Annotated in this window: 16 protein-coding genes; 6 read left to right on the top strand and 10 right to left on the bottom strand. The window is 41.9% G+C overall.

Going from position 1 to position 20,564, the window contains the following annotated elements; genetic code table 11:
• Positions 1 to 19: 19 nt before the first annotated feature.
• The 3 genes from MSC25_RS04800 to serA are packed head-to-tail and all read left to right on the top strand — an operon-like array spanning position 20 to position 2,546.
• Entirely contained in the window at positions 20 to 616 is a 597-nt protein-coding gene (locus MSC25_RS04800) for a 5-formyltetrahydrofolate cyclo-ligase (RefSeq protein WP_004586166.1), read from the top strand.
• 37 nt (positions 617 to 653) lie between these two features.
• Positions 654 to 1,307, top strand: a complete 654-nt coding sequence (gene rpiA, locus MSC25_RS04795; RefSeq protein WP_004586165.1) for a ribose-5-phosphate isomerase RpiA — start codon at positions 654 to 656, stop codon at positions 1,305 to 1,307.
• 9 nt (positions 1,308 to 1,316) lie between these two features.
• On the top strand, positions 1,317 to 2,546 hold the full coding sequence (serA, locus tag MSC25_RS04790) for a phosphoglycerate dehydrogenase (RefSeq protein WP_004586164.1): 1,230 nt from the start codon (positions 1,317 to 1,319) through the stop codon (positions 2,544 to 2,546).
• A gap of 86 nt (positions 2,547 to 2,632) precedes the next feature.
• Here serA and MSC25_RS04785 read toward each other — a convergent pair whose 3' ends face one another.
• Positions 2,633 to 3,565 carry a hypothetical protein gene (locus MSC25_RS04785; RefSeq protein WP_029774278.1) on the bottom strand — a complete coding sequence of 311 codons (933 nt, stop codon included), beginning with the start codon at positions 3,563 to 3,565 and terminating at the stop codon, positions 2,633 to 2,635.
• 75 nt (positions 3,566 to 3,640) lie between these two features.
• On the bottom strand, positions 3,641 to 5,026 hold the full coding sequence (gene radA, locus MSC25_RS04780) for a DNA repair protein RadA (RefSeq protein WP_004586161.1): 1,386 nt from the start codon (positions 5,024 to 5,026) through the stop codon (positions 3,641 to 3,643).
• A 359-nt stretch (positions 5,027 to 5,385) separates the two neighbouring features.
• On the opposite strand from radA, the gene MSC25_RS04775 reads away from it, so the two are divergent.
• Entirely contained in the window at positions 5,386 to 7,863 is a 2,478-nt protein-coding gene (locus MSC25_RS04775; protein ID WP_248442786.1) for a PilZ domain-containing protein, read from the top strand.
• 190 nt (positions 7,864 to 8,053) lie between these two features.
• Here the strand turns inward: MSC25_RS04775 and serB are convergent, their stop codons facing one another.
• Positions 8,054 to 9,070, bottom strand: a complete 1,017-nt coding sequence (gene serB / locus MSC25_RS04770; protein ID WP_096739181.1) for a phosphoserine phosphatase SerB — start codon at positions 9,068 to 9,070, stop codon at positions 8,054 to 8,056.
• Between the two features lie 151 nt (positions 9,071 to 9,221).
• Here serB and MSC25_RS04765 point away from each other — a divergent pair, with 151 nt between their 5' ends.
• Positions 9,222 to 9,842 carry an AhpA/YtjB family protein gene (locus tag MSC25_RS04765; protein WP_004586158.1) on the top strand — a complete coding sequence of 207 codons (621 nt, stop codon included), beginning with the start codon at positions 9,222 to 9,224 and terminating at the stop codon, positions 9,840 to 9,842.
• Here MSC25_RS04765 and MSC25_RS04760 read toward each other — a convergent pair.
• The 7 genes from MSC25_RS04760 to MSC25_RS04730 form a co-directional block, all read right to left on the bottom strand.
• Positions 9,809 to 10,576 (bottom strand): TatD family hydrolase, encoded by a 768-nt coding sequence (locus MSC25_RS04760; protein WP_248442785.1) that lies wholly within the window; start codon positions 10,574 to 10,576, stop codon positions 9,809 to 9,811. The two genes, MSC25_RS04765 and MSC25_RS04760, sit on opposite strands and share 34 nt — an antisense overlap.
• Positions 10,577 to 10,588: 12 nt before the next feature.
• Positions 10,589 to 11,227, bottom strand: a complete 639-nt coding sequence (gene pdxH, locus MSC25_RS04755; RefSeq protein WP_248442784.1) for a pyridoxamine 5'-phosphate oxidase — start codon at positions 11,225 to 11,227, stop codon at positions 10,589 to 10,591.
• A gap of 410 nt (positions 11,228 to 11,637) precedes the next feature.
• On the bottom strand, positions 11,638 to 13,380 hold the full coding sequence (gene argS / locus MSC25_RS04750; protein WP_248442783.1) for an arginine--tRNA ligase: 1,743 nt from the start codon (positions 13,378 to 13,380) through the stop codon (positions 11,638 to 11,640).
• 62 nt (positions 13,381 to 13,442) lie between these two features.
• Positions 13,443 to 15,032 (bottom strand): peptide chain release factor 3, encoded by a 1,590-nt coding sequence (gene prfC / locus MSC25_RS04745; protein ID WP_004586154.1) that lies wholly within the window; start codon positions 15,030 to 15,032, stop codon positions 13,443 to 13,445.
• 289 nt (positions 15,033 to 15,321) lie between these two features.
• Complete coding sequence (locus MSC25_RS04740; protein WP_064385284.1) at positions 15,322 to 16,356, bottom strand: HlyD family secretion protein; 1,035 nt, start codon at positions 16,354 to 16,356, stop codon at positions 15,322 to 15,324.
• 24 nt (positions 16,357 to 16,380) lie between these two features.
• Positions 16,381 to 17,925: an MFS transporter gene (locus tag MSC25_RS04735; RefSeq protein ID WP_248442782.1), complete on the bottom strand. Its 1,545-nt coding sequence runs from the start codon at positions 17,923 to 17,925 to the stop codon at positions 16,381 to 16,383.
• On the bottom strand, positions 17,925 to 19,442 hold the full coding sequence (locus MSC25_RS04730) for an efflux transporter outer membrane subunit (RefSeq protein WP_248442781.1): 1,518 nt from the start codon (positions 19,440 to 19,442) through the stop codon (positions 17,925 to 17,927). The genes MSC25_RS04735 and MSC25_RS04730 overlap by 1 nt, the downstream gene beginning before the upstream one ends.
• Before the next feature lie 232 nt (positions 19,443 to 19,674).
• Between MSC25_RS04730 and MSC25_RS04725 the strand changes: the two genes are divergently transcribed.
• A complete protein-coding gene (locus MSC25_RS04725; RefSeq protein ID WP_248442780.1) occupies positions 19,675 to 20,343 on the top strand; it encodes a TetR/AcrR family transcriptional regulator in 669 nt (222 codons plus the stop codon).
• Positions 20,344 to 20,564 lie beyond the last annotated feature (221 nt).

Raw genomic sequence — 20,564 nt, 5'->3', positions numbered from 1 at the left:
TCAAAGGTGCGTAATTACAATGAGCAATAAACGTACACACATACGCCAATCTATTCGCCAATTACGCAATAATCTATCAAAAAAACAGCAAGAAAAAGCCGCGGCACAGTTAAAGTTGAATTTTACTCAACAGCTAAATAGCGATAAAACAGCCTCAAAAAAACATATAGCCATTTACTTTAGTAACGATGGAGAATTAGATACATCATTGTTAATTAATGAGTTATGGCAACAAGGCCACACCCTTTACTTACCCGTTATACACCCATTTAATGGGGCTACTTTGCTGTTTCAACGCTATGAAAAAAACTCACCCATGAGGGCAAATCGCTATGGTATCTTGGAGCCTAAGCTGAACTGCTCTCAAATATGCCCATTAACTGATTTAGATTACTTACTGATGCCACTTGTAGCATTTGATAATCAAGGTAATCGATTAGGAATGGGGGGTGGATTTTACGATAAAACACTGGCGCAATTACACGCTTACAATTGGCAAAAACCGCAACTTATAGGCTTAGCACATAGCTGCCAAAAAGTAGATGCACTGCCAATTGAATCGTGGGATGTTCCACTTAAAACCATTATTACTCCCGATAAAATTTATCACTGGTAATAAACACCCACTACACATTTGAAATATGAGCATAACAATGACGCAAGACGAATTAAAAAAAGCAGCTGCGTGGGCTGCACTCGAGTTTGTAAAAGAAAACACCATTGTTGGTGTGGGGACAGGCTCTACCGTAAATCATTTTATTGATGCCCTAGGCACAGTAAAAGATACCATAACGGGTGCGGTATCTAGCTCTGAGGCTTCAACAGCGCGTTTACACGCGTTAGGTATTGAAGTGTTTGAGCTAAACGATGTAGATGCTCTTGATGTATACGTAGACGGCGCAGATGAAATTAATGCCCAAAACGAAATGATCAAAGGCGGCGGCGCAGCACTTACCCGCGAAAAAATAGTCGCAGCCGTTGCAAAACAATTTGTTTGTATTGTTGATGACACAAAATTAGTAGATACATTGGGTGACTTCCCGCTTCCGGTAGAAGTTATACCCATGGCACGCAGCTACGTAGCGCGTGAATTATTAAAACTTGGTGGCGACCCTGTGTACCGCCAAGGCGTAGTAACCGATAACGGTAACGTTATTTTAGATGTACACAATTTAAGTATTAGTAATGCCAAACAACTTGAAACACAAATTAATTCAATTGTTGGCGTAGTTACCAACGGCCTATTTGCGATGCGCGGCGCTGATAAAGTGATTATCGGCACTAAAAATGGGCCACAAATTAAATAGGATGAGGTTATGAGTAAGGTATCGTTAGCAAAAGACAAAATTAAAATTCTCTTGCTTGAAGGTGTTCACCAAAGCGCAGTAGAAACGCTTAAACGTAATGGTTACAGCAACATCGACTACGTAAAAACATCGCTACCTGAGGACGAACTTAAAGAGCGTATTAAAGATGTGCACTTTGTAGGGCTTCGTTCTCGTACTCATATTAACCAAGCAGTTTTAGACTCAGCTGAAAAGCTAGTAGCCATTGGTTGTTTTTGTATTGGTACTAACCAAGTTGACTTAAACTCAGCTCGCGAGCGCGGTATTGCAGTATTTAATGCACCGTTTTCAAACACTCGTTCAGTGGCTGAACTTGTACTTGGCGAAATACTATTACTATTACGTGGTATTCCAGAGCGTAATGCAGCAGCGCACCGTGGCGGCTGGTTAAAAACAGCAACCGGCTCGTTTGAAGCGCGCGGTAAAACGCTCGGGATTATTGGTTACGGCCACATAGGTACACAGCTTGGTATTATGGCTGAAAACATAGGTATGAACGTAGAGTATTACGACATTGAAGATAAGCTCTCTTTAGGTAATGCAACACAAATTCATAACCTAACACAGCTTTTACAGCGGGCTGATATTATTAGTTTACACGTACCAGAAACACCGCAAACTAAAAACCTAATTGGCACAGCAGAACTTGCCGTAATGAAGCAAGGATCAATACTAATTAACGCTTCACGCGGTACTGTAGTGGATATTGATGCACTTGCCGAAGCACTTAGCGAGAAAAAGCTAAGCGGCGCAGCTATTGATGTATTCCCTGTTGAGCCAAAATCTAACGAAGAAGAATTTGTATCGCCACTGCGTGAATTCGACAACGTTATTTTAACGCCGCACATTGGTGGTTCAACCCAAGAAGCGCAAGAAAACATTGGTATTGAAGTAGCCGGTAAATTAGCTAAATACTCAGATAATGGCTCAACTATTACAGCGGTTAACTTCCCTGAGGTTTCGCTACCAGAGCTTGCTAACCGTAGCCGCTTATTGCACGTACACCACAACCGCCCTGGCGTACTTACGCAAATTAACCAAGCATTTGCCCAGCACGGTATTAACATTGCCGCTCAGTACTTACAAACTGATGAATCAATTGGTTATGTAGTTATTGACGTAGATACCGATCAGTCAGAAGTTGCACTTAAAGAGCTAAGCGCAGTAGAAGGTACAATTAGAGCGCGTATTCTTCACTAAGCTATCAGCTAAAATAATAAAAGCCGTACTTGATTAATCAAGTACGGCTTTTTTGTATTAAACTGGCTACTAAGAGCTGTTCGCAATTACTCGCCTTTAACTTCTAAGTTAACGAATTTAACTAGCTCTTCTGGCTGGCCAGCTAACATCATTATTTGCTGGTTTACTTCCATCATAGTTTTACCTTCAGGCAATTTTGCCGATATGCTTAATGAGTTTAAACCTTTGGCAAAATCAGTCAGCGCTTGTGCAATTTCTTCAGTTACGGGAGCTTGCTGTAACTGTTGCTGTAGCGTCATTTGCATTTGCTCAAGCGTCATACCTTGTTTTTCAAGCTCGCTCACAAATAGCTCTTTTAATTTGCCTTGGTTATTAAGTACTAAATTAATATTACGTGGCTCAAGCTTGCTCATAGCTTGCATAACTAAGGTTTGCTGTTGTAACTCTTGCTCGTACGTAAGCGGCGTATCACCAGCTTCTTGTTGCGCTTTGCTTATAGCAAGGGATGCGTCCATTAATGCTTTAGAGTTAGCAAGTCCTACATCCATATTAAAACTAGCAATATCTTTTGCATCAAGCTTTAAAACTACGTCGCTGTCGCCAGATTGTTCATCGTAATCGAGCGATGAGCTTAAGTCGTAACTTGCAGAGGCAAGCATTTCGTTTGTATCAGCAGGTAGTTTTGCTACAAAGTCTTTATCGAACTGAAAGCTTTTTACTGTAAACGATGTATGTGGCGATATTTTATCGGTTTCGTAACCGGTTACTTCAATACTTTGAATATGCGCTACGTTATCACCTTCAGGGCTAATTACTTCCATGTTAGTAATTTCAACACTTTGAGAAATAACACTTGCCGATAAACCCGCGTATTTAAATGTTGCACCGGTTTGATCGCTCACTAAAGCAAGCTGCTTGTCTACTTCGGTACGTACTTCTTGAGTTGCTACATAGTTTGCGTAGCTAACCCCACCTACGCCAGCTGCAACAATGGCTATGGCTATTACGAGTTTTTTCATGCTATTTCCTTATTCTGATCTTTATATAAATTGTGTTTGCTCAAGAGTAACATTGCACAGCAGCCGCTGTAAGCGTTAATTAATTAAACTCAGTAACTCGTGCACGGTTTTTACTGGCGTAATTTTAGCCCCTAGTCCTTCCATCGATTTATGGTAATTACGAAACGGAATAAATATTTCAGTAAACCCATGCTGTGCCGCTTCTTTAACCCGTGGTACACCGCTGTCGATTGGGCGCACATCGCCGTTTAAACTAAGCTCTCCCATAATGCAGGTTGTACGCGGTACAACAAACTCGTTTAAGCTGCTTAAAAGCGCGGTTACTAACGCTAAATCAATACAGGTTTCGGTTTCATCGATTCGTAAGCCGCCCACAATATTAAAAAACGTATCGTGAAATATTTTAGTTTTGGTGTGTTTGCGTAAAATACCAGTGAGCATTTTTATTCGGTTCATGTTTAAACCCACGCACACACGCTGCGGAAATTCGGCTTCGGTTTCGGTGGTTAAACATTGAATTTCGAGCAATAAATTACGGTTACCTTTTCGGATACACGTAATAGTAGAGCCTGGTGATTCAGTACTTGATCCCGATAAAAAAATCTCGCTGGGGTTATCAACACTCAACATGCCGCGTTCGCACATTTTAAAAATACCTACGGTATCAATATCACCAAAACGGTTTTTGTTAGCTCTAAGCGTACGTACCTGCCCATCATTCGTGTCAATATGCAATAAGGCATCCACTATATGCACTAATGTTTGCGGCCCTGCAATTTCGTTGTTTTTATTAACATGGGCAATAATAAACATAGTGACATCGTTTTGCTTACAATACTGAGTGAGCGCTTGCGCGGCACTTTTTACTTGCGAAGGCGAACCAGGGCTGCCATTTGCAGTGTCGGTTACAACCGCCTGAATAGAGTCGATAACAGCAAACTTAATTTTATTTTTATCAAGTTCTTCAATAATGGTTTCTACGCTAGTTTCAGAAAGTAAATAAAGCTCATCGGCGTTATAGTTAAGCTTTAAGCGGTTTACACGGTTTTTAAACTGCGACAACGACTCCTCAGCAGTACAGTAAAGTGATGGCATACGCTGCGACATTCTGGCTACTAAATCAGATAACAGCGTTGTTTTACCCGCCCCTGGGTCGCCCGATATAATATTAACTGAGCCCGTGGTTACGCCGCCGCTTAGTACACGGTCAAGCTCGCCTATTTCTGTTAGCTGCTTTTCGGCCTCGGTAGTGGCTACATCATCAATTTTTTTAGAGCCGCCACCAATGCCACCTGCATAACCACCAACGGTTGCTCGCGCAGCGGCTTTTTTACTTTGCCCTGCAGAGGGTTTAAATTCTGCCAACGTGTTCCACGCACCACAGCGACACTGACCTTGCCAACGTTGGTAGTTCATACCACACTCTGTACAAACAAATTCTACTTTTGCCGCCTTAGCCATTTATAACCTTACCTACTATTCTTTAATTTAAAATGCATACATTTAGTTGTTTATTTTATCATGGGGAGAACGACATAGCAGCGCTACATTGCTAAAGCCACTCTAGGATCTATATTAGAAACAAACACATGTAATTTTCTCTTTTACTTTAAGTTAGGGCATACTTATTGCTTTTAAATACTTTAAAGTAACTTGCCAACAAATTGGCATTTAACACATAATAACAAGAGTTAAACTGTACTTACACGAAAAATCGTACCTATATTAATAACATAGCACGATGTTACGTTTATTGAATTTTTCAAATAAATGGACTTTACAGTATACCTACTTTTCAATTAGACGGTGACGATTTATAAATGGCTGAAGACATACTGCTCAAACACGAAGACCTCGTAAATGAGCTAAAAACCTATTTAGGTAACGCAAAGTTCGACCTAATTTTCAAATCTAAAACGGCAGGTTTAACAAAGCCTGAGCAGTTTTTAATGAAAATGGAAATGTCGCGCCTATCTCAGCCAGTTGCCCGTTTTGTTGACCTGCGAGGCTTAGTAACAGGCCAAGTTCGCCCGTATGAGCACAATGGTAAACAACACTTTATGGATGACACCGCCATAGAAGTATTTGAGGCAGCCTTAAAACAACACGGCGGCTATACTTTAGCGGTATACGAAGCGGTAATGAATACCGAAAACAACCATCGCGTACTACAAAAACAAGCACAAGAGCAAAGTGATACACAAGTTGAAAACGACACTCTGACTACTAGCGTAATAAAATTTGCCTCTTATGAAAGCCGCTCTGAGGAGCGAATGAACTACTCGATTAAAGTTAAAATTGAGTACAACGATAAGAAAAACATTGCCGCTAGTACCTCAGATATCTCTTTGAGTGGGTGTAAAATTAAACTTCCTACCCGCCAAATTATAAAAAAAGGGCAGCTAATTGCCATGCGGCTAGTAGGGCTTGAGCAAGATTTTGAGCTAGGCCTTAAAAATGGCATTCAATATGAAGTAGTTGCAGTTGAAAACATATCTCGTGAATATAACCACATTCGTTTAAAGCGTACTTTTATAGAAAAAAATGAAGCATTCGATAATTTTTTAGATAGCTTTATAAACGGTAATAAACGCCGCTATAAAGTGAACTTAGATAACACCCTAGATGCTTTGGTTTCAAAGGGTTATGAGCAATATTATATTCCGCGCGTTACCTCTTTATACGTATTTTTAAGTAAAAAAGGCGAACAAATTGTTCCTAGTTTAAGCCTAACCACTGAAAATAATATTTTTATTCAGCGCTATTTTACTGATGAACGAAAAGTGCCCTGCTTATATAGCATTTTAAATAATCAACGTATTAGCCAAATGCTTACCCAAGTAAACGCAGTAAAAGAAGATTACTTATATACGTTTACTCATGTTTCTGCAGGAAAAATCTATTACTATTCAGCCACGCGAACAGAGCTTAATAACAACCCTAAATTAAGAAACCTATTTTTAGGGTTTGGTAGCCAAAAAGACAGCTGGCAATGCTTTAAGTTACAAGTTATGCCAAGCCACCCAGATGATTCGTTTATTCCATTATCGTTGCCTAACTCGGCGGGTAAAAACATAGAAAAGCTTAATAAGCCACCTTCTCCAAGAGTGGCAGGCCTTATAAAAGATGTAAAATACATTGCGGTTTTAACCGCCATTGGCAACAGTGAAGAACAAGCGCATTATAAGAAGCAGCCCTACGATAAGGCGTTAGTTAACCAGCTTAAACATTTTGGCCACGCTAAGCATAATAAGCCTCCTTATTTAGATATTGTGCCGCTAGAGTATGTAAACTTACGCTCTCACAAACGATACTTATATAAAACACCTGCCGAGCTTTCGTTTGAGGATAAGCAGTATCAGGCTCATACTCGGGATTTTTCGGTTATGGGCTTGCAATTAGAGTCAGCCTCGCCGGTTAGCTTTAAAAAAGGCGATATTGTTTTACTGTCTTTCCCCGATTTACAAAAAATAACTAAAAAGCACAATTTAAGTGAGCTTAAATACGAAGTGATGGCAATTAGTAAGTCGCTAACAACCATTAATTTGAAAGCCAACAGAGTTGCTGACTTACCACATGCAGGGGTTAACTTTTTTACCCAATTAATTCAAAGTAATAAAGATAAATTAAAAGTGTCTGAAGAAGCCCCTAAAATAGAAGGCCTTTCTACCGCACTGAGAAATATGGTGACCAAAAGTGTGTGCCAATTCCCGCTTTATTTACATAAAGAAGCAAGCCACTTTATTCCAGGAGCTATAGGTTTTGGTTTATATGCCAGCCCAATTCACGTGATTTTACAAAATTTTGGCTTATTAAATAATAAAACTGACCTAAGCCATATTTTAACGCAGCAACAAATTATTGATGTGATCACCCCAAGCATTAAAGATCGTAGCCGACAAGACCCGCCTTTGCCGTTTACACTCGCAATTAATTTTGACCCTAAACAAGATAACATTGAAAAGGCTGTGACGAGCCAATGCATACTAGGCGAAAACTATTCAAGCTTTAGTGAGCAAATTAGCGCAGGTGTTAAATCTGAGCTGGTATTTGTTATGCGCTTGTACTTATCGCGAACGGGTCGCCCAGATACAGATTACCTATCAAACGAACTTAAATATGTAAGCCAATATGCAATGCACAAAGCAAAAGACATAGAAGAAGCGCTGTGGGCAGTATCTGGGGTGGGTGATATTGTAGATATAACCGACGAAGCGCTTAGCCATTTAGAGTTAGATCAAAAGCAGGTCGCTCAAATGGGCCGCAGAAAGCTGTTATGGTTAAACCGCTTGCGCTAAGCGGCTTAATACCAATCGACTTAAAAGTTTATAGCGTGCTAAATAAAGCGTTAGCGGCGTTATAAACTTCTCAAATAGAACAACTACATGTCGAAATTTATGCCTTGTTATCACGCTATTTATCTGTCGCTATAAATATCTAAATAACTTAACCCGATTGGTATAACTTATTTTGGTGGTTATTCTCAGGTTACTTCTTTAAGGGAATAGCCAACATATACAACAATTGCAGTAACGAGCCCTGACATATAGCCGCTTGAGCTTGCTCCACCACTTTTGGTTTACCATGTACGGCAACACCTAACCCTGCTTTTTCCATCATGAGCAAATCGTTTGCACCATCGCCAATGGCTACCGTTTGCGTATTTGCTAAGCCCAGCTTTTGCTGCAGTGTTTCTAAAACAACCGCTTTTTGCTGCGCATCAACAATGGCACCAGAGACTTTTCCTGTGAGTTTATTGTTTGCAAATTCAAGCACATTAGCGTGTACTTCATCTAAATTAATCAGCTGCTGCACACGCTCGGCAAAGGGTACAAACCCACCTGATGCTATAGCAAGATACCAATTATGCTGCTTTAAAATTTGGCATAACGCTTTAATACCTGGCATTAATGGTAAGGTGTTTTTTAAGTCTTCAATTAAGCTTTGCTCTATGCCGGCTAACTTTGCTACACGCTGATTTAAACTTTCGCTAAAATCTAGTTTGCCCGCCATTGCAAGCGCGGTCACCGAAGCCACATCGTCATATACATCTGCTAAACGTGCAATTTCATCAATACACTCTATGGTGATGGCGGTAGAGTCCATATCCATAACCAGCAGCCCTGGCTCATATAGGTTGGGTGGCGTTGTAACTTGCACTAGCTGAAAATCAAGCGTGTTTGCAAACTCTCTTAGCGCAAGCGGGTTAATTTTTTGCTCTGCCTCTGGGCTATAAAAACACAGAGCTGGGGCTAACCCTAAGTCGGGCTGATATTGACATACAGCGGTTACTTTAAGCGCGTGCGTTTTTAGAAAGTCGATAATACTCGTTACATGCTTTAGTTCAAAATCGCCCGCAAACGCAATACTAAATAACCCAACGGTTTTATCTGGTATTGTTTGAGCAGGAGTAAAACTCCCTTCTTTGTAATCAAACCATGTGTTTAGCGTTAAAGAATGTAATGCTTGCTCAGCAGCTGGCTGTGCCATGTTCATTTGCGACATGGGTTCTCCGTGTTTGTTATTTATTTTTCTAATTTGGCGTATCAATTAGGGTATTCATAACTCTAAATTCGCCATCGGGGTAGATTTAAGGTTATAGTTAGCGTAGTTGTAACATCAAATCAAAATGCTGTCAGTAGCATATACGGTGACTATGAAAAATAACCATATAAAAAGCCCTTTGTCTGCATCACAAAGAAAGCGAATCGTTCGCTTGTTATTGGCTGCGGGCTGTTTTGTATTACTGAGTTTTGTAGGTGTTAACAGTAGCTTTGAAAGCCACCAACTACTTTATAATAGTGCCGATAATACTGCCAAAAGCTTAACCTCATTTATGGCACTTAATGCTAAAGAGCCATTGCTTGCTAAAAATAAGCCACAGCTTAGAGCTTTGTGTAATGATATAAGCAAAGACGAGTTTGTACTTTCAGCCACAATTTACGATCAGCAAGGCGTACTTATAGCCAGCAGCGATCACTGGCAATCGCACCACATATTTGGCCAATTGCCAGAGTCTACCCCAGGGATTAGTAAACTAAAAACCCCATTTGTTGAGCCTGTTGTAAGCGACATAGATAAGCCTTTAGGCTTTGTATCTATTACTTATTTAACCCGCGCGGCAATATCTGACAGCCACAATCATTTTCATGATTTAGGCAGGCAAGTTTTATTAATGCTAGTAATAGCCTGTATTTTTACATGGCAGCTAGGGCGAGGCCTAAAACGTTGGCAGGTAAATCGCTATATGCAAAAAACCTCAGAGCAAGAATCGTAAAGCTGCTGAGCAAGTTCGGCTTTATTACTATTTGGCTTTAAGCTGCATAAAACTTCAAATACAGTAGGAATATGCGCAGGGGTGTTAATTTCTCCCTGATGGCCACTTAATGGCATTGAGGGTGCGTCCGTCTCAAGCACTAAATGCTGCGGTTCTATTTGAGCAATTACATCACGGGTTTTAGCTGCTCGTTCATAAGTAATAACGCCACCTACACCTAATTTAAAGCCCTGTTTAATATAATACTGTGCTTGTTGCATGGAGCCTGAGTATGCATGTATCACCCCGCCATATTTTGGCTTGCAGCGCTTAAACGCATGCGCAATTAAATCATGGCTTTGCCTGTGATGCACAATAAGCGGCAGCTTGAGCTCGTTAGCAAGGGTAATATGTTGCTCAAATAGGCTGGTTTGTTTTTCAAGGTCATCAATACTTCTATCAAGCCCGCACTCCCCTATTGCCACCAGCTGCTTTTTATTGGCTTTTGCAAAATCGAATAACTGTGCTAAGTGAGCATCTTTATGCTCATCTAAAAAGTAAGGGTGAAGCCCTGCGGCAATATGTAATTGTGGGTATTTAGCTTTAAATTCAATTAGTTGCTTAGATTGCGCCAAGCTAATTCCTGGCACAACAAAGCGCTCAACACCTTTAGCCATACACTCTTTTATGAGTGATCCGCGGTTTGCGTCAAACTCAGTAAAATCGAGGTGGCAGTGGGAGTCTATAAACTTCACAGCGCAAACCGGTTAAGGGTTTAAACGTGTTATTTGCCAGCTATTATCAGTTTGGCGCTGATATATAAAGCGGTCATGTAAACGGTGTGCGCCACCTTGCCAAAACTCAATTTTAGAAGGGACTACGCAGTAACCGCCCCAAAAATCAGGCAATGGAATTTCACCATTAGCAAATTTACTCTTCATATTGGCAAAGGTTTCCATAAGCACTTTGCGCGATGAGACTGGCCTGCTTTGCGCTGAGGCCCATGCTGCTAATTGACTTTCTTTAGGGCGCGATAAAAAATACTTAGCGACTGCAGCCGTCGGTAATGGTCTTGCCTCACCGTATACAATCACTTGGCGCTCCATATGATGCCACGGAAAATGCAGCGATATTTTGTTATTGCCTTTTAGCTCTTGCGCTTTACGTGAGCCGGTATTAGTAAAAAATACAAACCCGTTATCATCTAAATGTTTTAGCAATACAATACGCTGTGAAGGTTGCCCGGTTTCATCAACCGTTGCCACAACCATGGCCGTTGGGTCTGGGATATTACTGCCCACAGCATGCTCAAGCCACGTTTCAAATTGTTTGAATGGATCATCTTGCAAATTATCTTCGCTTAGCGCGTCTTGCAGGTATTCACGGCGGATGTCTTCGAGTTTCATAAACAAATCCTTCTCTGTTTATTAAAGCGTATGTGGGTAAGTTAAGGTCAGGCAATCAATAGTAATCAGTAATAAGAACAATTTTATATTTTGGGTTAGTGCTTGGTTAATGTTGGGTTTCGTTTCACTCAACCCAACCTACGGTGCAAACCTATATATCTGCAAGTGCAGGAGTGCTGACAAGGCGAAGTGCATTTTTATGCCAAGGAGCATACAATTAGTATATGACTTAGGCTAAAAAAGCACGACAACGCAGTCAAAGCGAACTACACGAAGCAGAAGGTTCACCTATGTAGTTTAGCCTAAGACAAGGCATCCACCTCCTACTTATCCCTATGAGCATACGATTTGTATGTGATTAGGGTAAGTTGGGGTGGATAACGCAGTATTAGGTTAAAATACGACGGTGATTACATTTGCTCCATGACTTCAATGCCTAACAAATCCAATCCTGTTTTTAGTGTATCTGCCACTAAATTACATAACACTAAACGGCTGTCACGTACGTTTGGCTCTACGCCTTCTTTTAGTACTGGGCAGGCTTCGTAGAATGTCATGTATAGGCTAGCTAGCTCGTATAAGTAGCTACATAGTACGTGCGGAGTAGCCTCAGAGATCATTAAATCAAGGACTTCTTCAAGCTGTAACAGTTTAAGCGCGAGTGCTTTTTCTTGCGGCTCGGCTATGGCTACATCTGCATTTAGCGTAGCGGCGTCGACACCTGATTTACGGAAAATACTGCGCACACGGGTGTAAGCATATTGTAAGTAAGGTGCTGTTGCGCCTTCAAAGCTTAACATGGTGTCCCAGTTGAATATGTAATCGCTGGTACGATGCTTAGAAAGATCAGCGTATTTAACAGCGCCAATACCTACTTTACGCGCAATTTCGCTGCGATCATGATCTGATAAATCAGATTCACGCTCAGCAAGCTTTGTTGCTGCACGACTAATTGATTCTTCAAGTAAATCAGCAAGTTTTACTGTACCACCTGTACGGGTTTTAAATGGTTTACCATCGGCGCCCATCATGGTGCCAAACGGGCAAAACTCGTAGCTCGTTTCATCGCGTAAAAGGCCTGCTTTACGTGCGGTAAGCTCCACTTGATTAAAGTGAAGGCTTTGGCGTGCATCAACAAATATTAAAATACGCTCAGCGCCTAAGGTATTTGAGCGGTAGTTACACGCGGCTAAATCGGTGGTTGCATATAAAAAGCCGCCGCCAGATTTTTGCACAATAAACGCCGATGGCTCACCATCTTTATTAGCAAGTTCATCTAAAAAGACCACTTGTGCGCCTTGCGACTCTACCGCTATGTTTTTATCTTTTAATAGGCTAATAATATCGTTAAGCTCACTGTTGTAAGCACTTTCAGCCATAATATCGTCTTGGGTAAGCGTTACGTTTAGACGTTTGTAAACTTCTTCAGAGTGCTTAACAGAGGTCGCTATAAATAGCTTCCATAGCTTTTCACAGTGCGCGTCGCCGCCTTGTAGTTTAACTACATAGTCACGGGCTTTATCGGCAAAGCCTTCTTCATCGTCAAAGCGCTTTTTAGCATCGCGGTAAAACGTTTCTAAATCAGCAAGCGCTACCGACTCTAAGTCTACGCCTTGACTAATTTGATCTTCTAAATGCGCAATTAGCATACCAAACTGTGTGCCCCAATCGCCCATGTGGTTTTGACGAATGACTTTGTCGCCTCTAAATTCAAGCGCACGTACAATGGCATCACCAATAATGGTTGAACGCAAATGGCCTACGTGCATTTCTTTTGCAAGGTTAGGTGATGAGTAATCTACCACGACAGTTTGCGGATTTGCGTGCTCGTTTACAGCCAGTTTTGCATCGCTGTTAGCTGCTTTTACACTGTTGGCTAAAAACTCAGGCTTTAAATGAATATTAATAAAACCCGGGCCGGCAATTTCTGTTTTTTCAGCGATGTCGGTTACATCTAGGTTATCAATAATTTTTTGCGCAAGCTCACGTGGGTTGCTTTTCATTTTTTTAGCGGCGCCCATTGCACCATTAATTTGGTAATCACCAAACTGTGGGCGTGTGCTTTGTGTAACAGCTGGGTTTGTGTCTTCTGGTAGGCCTGCTGCGGTCATGGCGGCAATGGCTTTTTCTACTAAAATAGTACGAATGTTCATTATATTATTTACCTTTGTAAGCCCGCCATAGCAGGCTTTCAGTTAACTTTAGTCAGTCGATTCTAGTTTTCGCGCGTATGGTTAAAGGTTACCTCTGGGTAACGCTCTACCGATAAGTTAAGGTTTACACGGCTCGGTGCTATGTAAGTTAAGTTATCGCCACCATCGAGTGCTAAGTTGCTTTCACACTTACGTTTAAACTCTTCAAACTTTTTAACATCGTCGCTGCTTACCCAACGTGCCGTATTTACATTTACGCCTTCGTAAATTGCATCTACGTTGTACTCAGCTTTTAAGCGCGCTACAACTACGTCAAACTGTAGTACACCTACCGCGCCTACAATTAAATCGTTGTTAGTAAGCGGTCTAAATACCTGTACAGCACCTTCTTCAGAAAGTTGTACTAAGCCTTTTAATAATTGCTTTTGTTTGAGCGGATCGCGCAAACGAATACGACGAAACAGCTCAGGCGCAAAGTTAGGAATACCGCTAAATTTAAGCTTTTCGCCTTGCGTAAAGGTATCACCAATTTGAATGGTACCGTGGTTATGCAAACCAATAATATCGCCCGCATATGCATCTGCTGCGCGCTCACGATCGCCCGCCATAAAGGTTACCGCATCAGAAATACTAATTTGCTTACCAAGGCGTACGTGGTTCATTTTCATGCCTTGGCTGTATTTGCCCGACACAATACGCATAAAGGCAATGCGGTCACGGTGTTTAGGGTCCATGTTGGCCTGAATTTTAAACACAAAACCGGTAAAGTTTTCTTCTGTTGCGATTACTTGGCGGTCATCTGTTTCGCGCGGTAATGGTGTTGGTGCCCATTGCGTTAAACCATCAAGTACATGGTCTACACCAAAGTTACCAAGGGCTGTACCAAAGTACACCGGTGAAAGCTCACCTGCTAAAAACAATTCAAGATCAAACTCATTTGAGGCACCAATTACCAGCTCTAGCTCTTCACGTAATTGCTCAGCGAGTTCTTCACCAATGGCGGTATCAAGCTCAGGGTTATCTAGGCCTTTTACAGTGCGAACTTCTTGAATAGTATGACCTTGGCCTGTTTTGTATAAAACAGCTTCGTCGTTATGAATGTGATAAACACCTTTAAACTCTTTACCACAACCAATTGGCCAGGTAATAGGCGCACAGGCAATATTTAGCTCTGTTTCTACTTCATCAAGTAGTTCCATTGGGTCACGAATATCACGGTCACACTTATTCATAAAGGTAACAATAGGCGTGGTACGTAGGCGCGTAACTTCCATTAGCTTACGGGTACGTTCTTCTACACCTTTTGCGGCATCAATAACCATTAAACACGAATCTACCGCGGTCAATGTACGGTAAGTATCTTCTGAGAAGTCTTCGTGTCCAGGGGTATCAAGTAAATTAACCAGCGCATTGTTATACGGAAACTGCATTACAGAGGTAGTAACCGATATACCACGCTCTTTTTCCATTTCCATCCAGTCAGACTTTGCATGCTGATTAGAGCCACGACCTTTTACAGTACCGGCTTTTTGAATCGCTTGTCCGAACAAAAGTACTTTTTCGGTGATGGTGGTTTTACCAGCATCCGGGTGCGATATGATTGCAAAAGTCCTTCGCTTGCTAATTTCGTTGATAATATTCTGGTCTGCCATTAATAAGTTCTTTTAGTTTGATGCCAAGTTACATGCATAACATTGAGTGTATGCAAGGCAACCCGTTAAGTTGATCGTTATTAACTGGGCTTTGAGCAATTTAGTGTGAATAAATTGACAACAATTAACGCCATATAGCTAATTTTTTAATAGTGGCAATTGTAACAGGAGTCGGTATAAAAGTGTGCTATCTAACTCAAAAATATCTTGGCTTTGTATGCAAAAGGAAGGAGTAACTAATTTTAAGGGCCAGCAACATGGTTACTGGCCCTGTAATTAACGCAATGTGCTACTGCGTTATTGAAATACTTGGCACCACCGACATACCTACTCGTAACTGCTTAAGCGCTGGCTGGTTTGCATCTAAACTAATTTTAACCGGTAAGCGCTGCACAATTTTGGTGAAGTTTCCCGTGGCGTTATGAGCACCAATGGCTGAGTAGCTCACGCCACTGGCAGGGCTTAGGCTATCAACGTGGCCGCGTAAAATTTGCCCTGGTAGTGCATCCACTTTTATTTCAACTTCTTGGCCTACTTTTACATTAGCTAGCTGAGTTTCACGGTAGTTTGCACTAACAAACACTTTATCAAGCGGTACAACAACCAATAGCGGGCTGCCTGGGTTTACATACGCCCCTACACGCACCGATTTTTGGCCAACTATGCCATCAATAGGCGCAGTAATTTGGGTATACGATAACTTAAGCTCGGCATCTACTACACGAGCTTTAGCTTGTACAAGCACGGCTTTGGCTTTTTCGATATCGGCACGTAAAATTTCAATCTGCTGCTTTGCTGCTGCAAGGCCTGCTTGGTTTTTATGCAAGTTTGCTTTTTGAATAGCCAGCTTTGCTTGTGCTTCTTCTCGTGCTTGCACAGTGCCTGAGCCATCGGTTGCTAAGTTGGTATAACGCTTTAAATTTAACTGCGCTAATTTAAGTGATGCAGTATCGGCCTCTACCGCAGCTTGCGCTTGTTGTACCAGCGAATCTTGATAAGTTAGCTTAGCTTGCAAGCTAGCTACACTTGCTTTAGCACTATTAGCTTGGGCTTTAGCAGAATCTAGGGCCACTACAAAATCGCGATTATCTATGGTGGCAATTAAATCGCCTTTTTGTACTCGCTGGTTATCTTTAATGAGTACTTGATCTACCGTGCCAGATACCTGAGGCGCCACAAAGGTAAAGTCGGCTTGCACGTAGGCATCGTCAGTTGTTTGAGTTGCACTTTGCGACTCCGGTTTATTAAGATAAATAATACTGCCTGCAACAACGGCAAGTATAGTTGCTACAACGGTTAATTTAACTACTTTTGGTAAGGCCATAATATATTACTCAACAATTAAAATTTAAGATTTATTAAGATTCGGGGCTGGTACAAAGTTCATACATAGCGCCAGCGGAATTAATACAAGTGCTAACACACCAAGCACCAAGTAGGCATCACCTACCGACATCACTAACGATTGCTGGGCAATAACGCCACCTAATTGATCATTAGGTATGGTGTTTGCCAATGAATTACCGACCAGTGAGGCGCGATCTAATAGCATTTCGTTATGAAAATGACTGCGCACCGTTAATAGCTGCCCCACAACAGCCCCGCCAATAAGCGAGCCAAACACACGTAATGTGTTTATGGTTCCCGAAAAAAACGGCCCTTCGCTTGGGTCTAGTACACTGGTCATTAAAAATAAAATAGAGACCACTGCCATGGGCTGGCCAAATGCTTGCAACAGCTGCGCTGTGATAAATTGATCCCGATGCCATAAAGGCGTAATTTGTGCGCCGCTAAAACAGGCCAGCGCAATTAAAAATAATCCAATTGACATCACAATGCGGGCGTCTACCCATTTTTTGTATAAAAGCAGTGCCACTACCGAGCCAAGTACAAGTTGTGGTAGCGCAATTAATAACCCTACTGGCGCTAGCTGTAATGCTCTATAGCTATGCAAATTGGCTAAATGGGTTGAGGGCAACATTGAGCCCGACATCAACACCACTAACAACATGGTAAGCAGTACAGAGCCAATACCTAAATTGCGTCGGCCTAATAATTGCGGTCTCATAAACGGCGCTTTGTGATGCCACTCGGTTAATACGTAGCAGCCAAATAAAATTAGCCCACCAAAAAAACACACACTAATAAGCGATGAATTAAACCAATCTAAACGCACACCTTGATCAAGCGCGATGGCAATTAACGTCAAAGACGATACGCCGCACACTAGGCCTAACCAGTTTCCTTCTTTAAAGCGCACATATTTAACGCCCTCTTTTGGGAGCCCCCACGCAGTTAGTGAGCCCGCAATAATACAAAGCGGAATAACTTGCCAGTAAATCCAGCGCCAGTCCGATAACACTTCAGCCCACTGCCCGCTTAGCCAAATAGCTAAATTTGGAGCGAATGTAGCGGTCATGGCGTAAAGCGCTAAACCGTGTAAACGTATGTTAGGGGGTAAAAATTTAAGTGCAGCCATCATTAATATAGGAATGAGCGCGCCACTACTTACCCCTTGCACAAAACGCAGAGCAATTAATAAGTTTAAATCATGAATAAAAGGCAAAATAGCCGCAATAACGCCACATATAGTCACCATAGAAATATGAAAGCGTCTAACCGATAACGTAATAGCAAACCACGAAGCAAAAGGCATAGCGATTAGCTCCCCAACGGTATAGGCGCTTGAAAGCCAAGAGGCATCGTCTAAACTAGCCCCTATTACGCCCCTAACATCTGCTAATCCAAGTGCCCCTACTCGGTTATTTAAACCCGCCATCATAGCGGCAATAAAAATGCCTAATAGCCCAGCCAGTGCTTGTTTTGAAGGCCCTGCGGGCTTAGCAACAGGTGCTGCATTTTGTACAGGCACATTAATCGTGACTGCATTCATTACTCGCCCTCCGCCTTGGCTGACATTGGCGCAAGCGCACTTTCAGGTAGCGCGTCTGGGTTCCAGCCACCACCGAGAGATTTATACAAATTTACAACCGCAATCGAGGCATTGGTTGCACTGTTATTTAACTTAGTTTGGCTTGCTAATAAATTACGTTGCGCCGTTAAAACACTAAGGTAGTCGGCTGCCCCTTGCTGGTAGGCTCTTTCAACGGTTTGTAAAGCCTGCTTATTAAAGTCGTGGGCAATTTCAACTTTGTGATGGTGATTTTGCTGCGCAGCCCAGCCATCTACTGCGTTATCAACTTCGTGCCACGCTTTTAGTACAGTTTGACGATACGTTAATGCCGCGTTTTTCTCGCGCTCTTTAGTAAGCTTAAGCTGTGACTTTAAGCGCCCACCCTGAAAAATAGGCAAATAAACATTTGGTCCCACTGAAAAAACACGTGAATCCCAGGTTGATAAATCACTCTGCGCATACCCTTCAACTCCTAATGAGCCCGTTAAAGTAATGCGTGGGTAAAAATTCGCTTCGGCCGCGCCAATAGCGGCAACAGCGGCAACAGCGCTGTGTAAGTTTGCTTGCGCTTGTAAAATATCTGGGCGGCGTTTCACAAACTCTGATGGAATAGCCGAAGGGATTTCGCTTGGCATAACAGGCGCAGCAATACGCTCGGCTAACAAAGTATTTAAGGCACGTGGTTTTTCACCTACTAGCAACGCAAGCGCGTTCATTAACACATTACGGCGCTGCGTTTGCTCTGGTAGCGCAGCATTAATTGTTGCCAGCTCTGCTTTTGCACTAATTGTTTCAAAACGTGTACTTACACCGTTTTTTTCGCGGCTTTGTGCAAGCTTTAACACACGCTCTGCAATGGTTTTGTTTTCGTGTGTTATGTTGAGCTGCGTTTGTGCACTGCGCAGTAACAAATACGTTTTAGCTACCTCGCCAGCTAAGCTAACACGCGCGGCTTCACGCGCATACAAAGAGGCCTGCAGCATAGCGACGGCCCCTTCTTCAACACGTTTATTACGGCCCCATAAATCAAGTTCCCAGCTGGCATCAAAACCAAGCTGCCAAAAGTTATCAGGGTCTGAGGGCGCACCGAGTGCAACAAACTTACCATTTTCGCTCAGCCCTTCGCGCTTGTAGTCAAACCCAGCAGATACACTGGGTAAGCGGTCTGCCGATGCAATACCCAATGCCGCGCGGCTTTGGGCAATTCGGCTTGATGCTAGCTGTAAGTCAAGATTACCTAACTGTGCTTTGCGCTCTAGCTCCGTTAAAATAGGATCGTTTAAAATTGTCCACCAATTCCACGCCAATTCAGCATTACCGCGTTGTAGCTGAGTAAATTCGGGAGTTGGCTTTATAGCATCGTTGTTTATATTTGTATTAGGCTCTTCAAAGTTAGGACCCACTACACAACCAGACAAAGCCGCAGCTAATGTAAGCGCAATAGCTGAATGCCGCGAATAATTAAAAAGTCTTTTATTAAGACACTGATTAGCCATTTTTAAATCCTAAATTAATAACACAATTATTTATGTACTGTACCGCTCGGTTCGAACGATAAGCAAAAAAAAGCTAAGCACGCTAATTGCTGCCTAGTCACACCTTAAATACATTTAAACAGGGTAATACCGATAGTTAACAGCTGCTAAAAACACCCTTAACTCAAATTGAACTGTACCGCTCGGTTTGATATGCTAGGCGTAATTTAACATTATGTCAAGGTGAAATGTAATGACAAAAACGCTTACTAATGCCCAAAACACTCTGCCTCCAAGTGAATTAGAGCTTGGCGCAAAAGCACGAACGGTATTACACGCTGCACGTAAAATATTTTTAATTCATGGTTTTAACGGTGCAACCACCGACATGATCCAACGTGAGGCAGGCGTATCAAAATCGACGGTTTACGCTCACTTTGCAAATAAAGAAATTTTATTTTTAGCGGTCATTAAAAGTGAATGCGAAATATTTACAGCATCAATCGATAATATAACGTTTAAGCCAGGCAACTTAACAGAAAACTTACGCCGCCTTGGGCATGCTTATTTACAAATCGCTCTATCAGAGACAGCCATGGCTCTATACCGAATTGTTGTTGCTGAAGCCCCCCGCTTACCCGCCCTAGGTCATATGTTTTATAACTCTGGCCCGCGGATGGTAAAAGACAAGGTCTCTAATTATTTAAAAGCGGCAGTGGAATCTAAAGAGCTTGATTTTGAAGAATTAAACATTGAAGAAGCCACTAACCTATTTGTTGCCTTAATGCGCAGTGAGCTACATTTAATGTACTTAACTCATCCCGATCAGCCAGTGCTTAAAAAAGATATAGACCGCTGGGTAGAAGTAGCAATAAACTTTTTAGTGCGCTCTTACGGTACGGCTCACACTCAAAAGAACTAATTTTTAAATGTGTAATACTTTAAATAAATAGCACTTTAAAGCCACGTATAAATTTTAAACGTGGCTAAATTACCCTTAACGCCAATGCCCTGACAACGCATATTTTAATGCATTATGCTAACTAAACACTAATAAATATAAAAATAGCGCTACAGGTTTGCCCCTTGCGCTCAATTTATGACAGGCATTTATACTGCACTGTTAGCTATATAATTAAAAAA

The organism is Pseudoalteromonas sp. 1CM17D (genome assembly GCF_023161805.1).
In the GTDB taxonomy this organism is placed as follows: domain Bacteria; phylum Pseudomonadota; class Gammaproteobacteria; order Enterobacterales; family Alteromonadaceae; genus Pseudoalteromonas; species Pseudoalteromonas atlantica.
Note: the sequence above shows the minus strand (reverse complement) of the source record. Positions and strands in the feature narration are given on the sequence as shown.

Coding starts and splice junctions, on each gene's coding strand:
- MSC25_RS04725 (WP_248442780.1), top strand. CDS start 19,675: ATGACAAAAACGCTTACTAATGCCCAAAACACTCTGCCTCCAAGTGAA.
- serB (WP_096739181.1), bottom strand. CDS start 9,070: ATGTCGCAAATGAACATGGCACAGCCAGCTGCTGAGCAAGCATTACAT.
- pdxH (WP_248442784.1), bottom strand. CDS start 11,227: ATGAAACTCGAAGACATCCGCCGTGAATACCTGCAAGACGCGCTAAGC.
- radA (WP_004586161.1), bottom strand. CDS start 5,026: ATGGCTAAGGCGGCAAAAGTAGAATTTGTTTGTACAGAGTGTGGTATG.
- MSC25_RS04765 (WP_004586158.1), top strand. CDS start 9,222: ATGAAAAATAACCATATAAAAAGCCCTTTGTCTGCATCACAAAGAAAG.
- MSC25_RS04740 (WP_064385284.1), bottom strand. CDS start 16,356: ATGGCCTTACCAAAAGTAGTTAAATTAACCGTTGTAGCAACTATACTT.
- MSC25_RS04785 (WP_029774278.1), bottom strand. CDS start 3,565: ATGAAAAAACTCGTAATAGCCATAGCCATTGTTGCAGCTGGCGTAGGT.
- prfC (WP_004586154.1), bottom strand. CDS start 15,032: ATGGCAGACCAGAATATTATCAACGAAATTAGCAAGCGAAGGACTTTT.
- MSC25_RS04775 (WP_248442786.1), top strand. CDS start 5,386: ATGGCTGAAGACATACTGCTCAAACACGAAGACCTCGTAAATGAGCTA.
- MSC25_RS04735 (WP_248442782.1), bottom strand. CDS start 17,925: ATGAATGCAGTCACGATTAATGTGCCTGTACAAAATGCAGCACCTGTT.
- MSC25_RS04730 (WP_248442781.1), bottom strand. CDS start 19,442: ATGGCTAATCAGTGTCTTAATAAAAGACTTTTTAATTATTCGCGGCAT.
- argS (WP_248442783.1), bottom strand. CDS start 13,380: ATGAACATTCGTACTATTTTAGTAGAAAAAGCCATTGCCGCCATGACC.
- MSC25_RS04800 (WP_004586166.1), top strand. CDS start 20: ATGAGCAATAAACGTACACACATACGCCAATCTATTCGCCAATTACGC.
- serA (WP_004586164.1), top strand. CDS start 1,317: ATGAGTAAGGTATCGTTAGCAAAAGACAAAATTAAAATTCTCTTGCTT.
- rpiA (WP_004586165.1), top strand. CDS start 654: ATGACGCAAGACGAATTAAAAAAAGCAGCTGCGTGGGCTGCACTCGAG.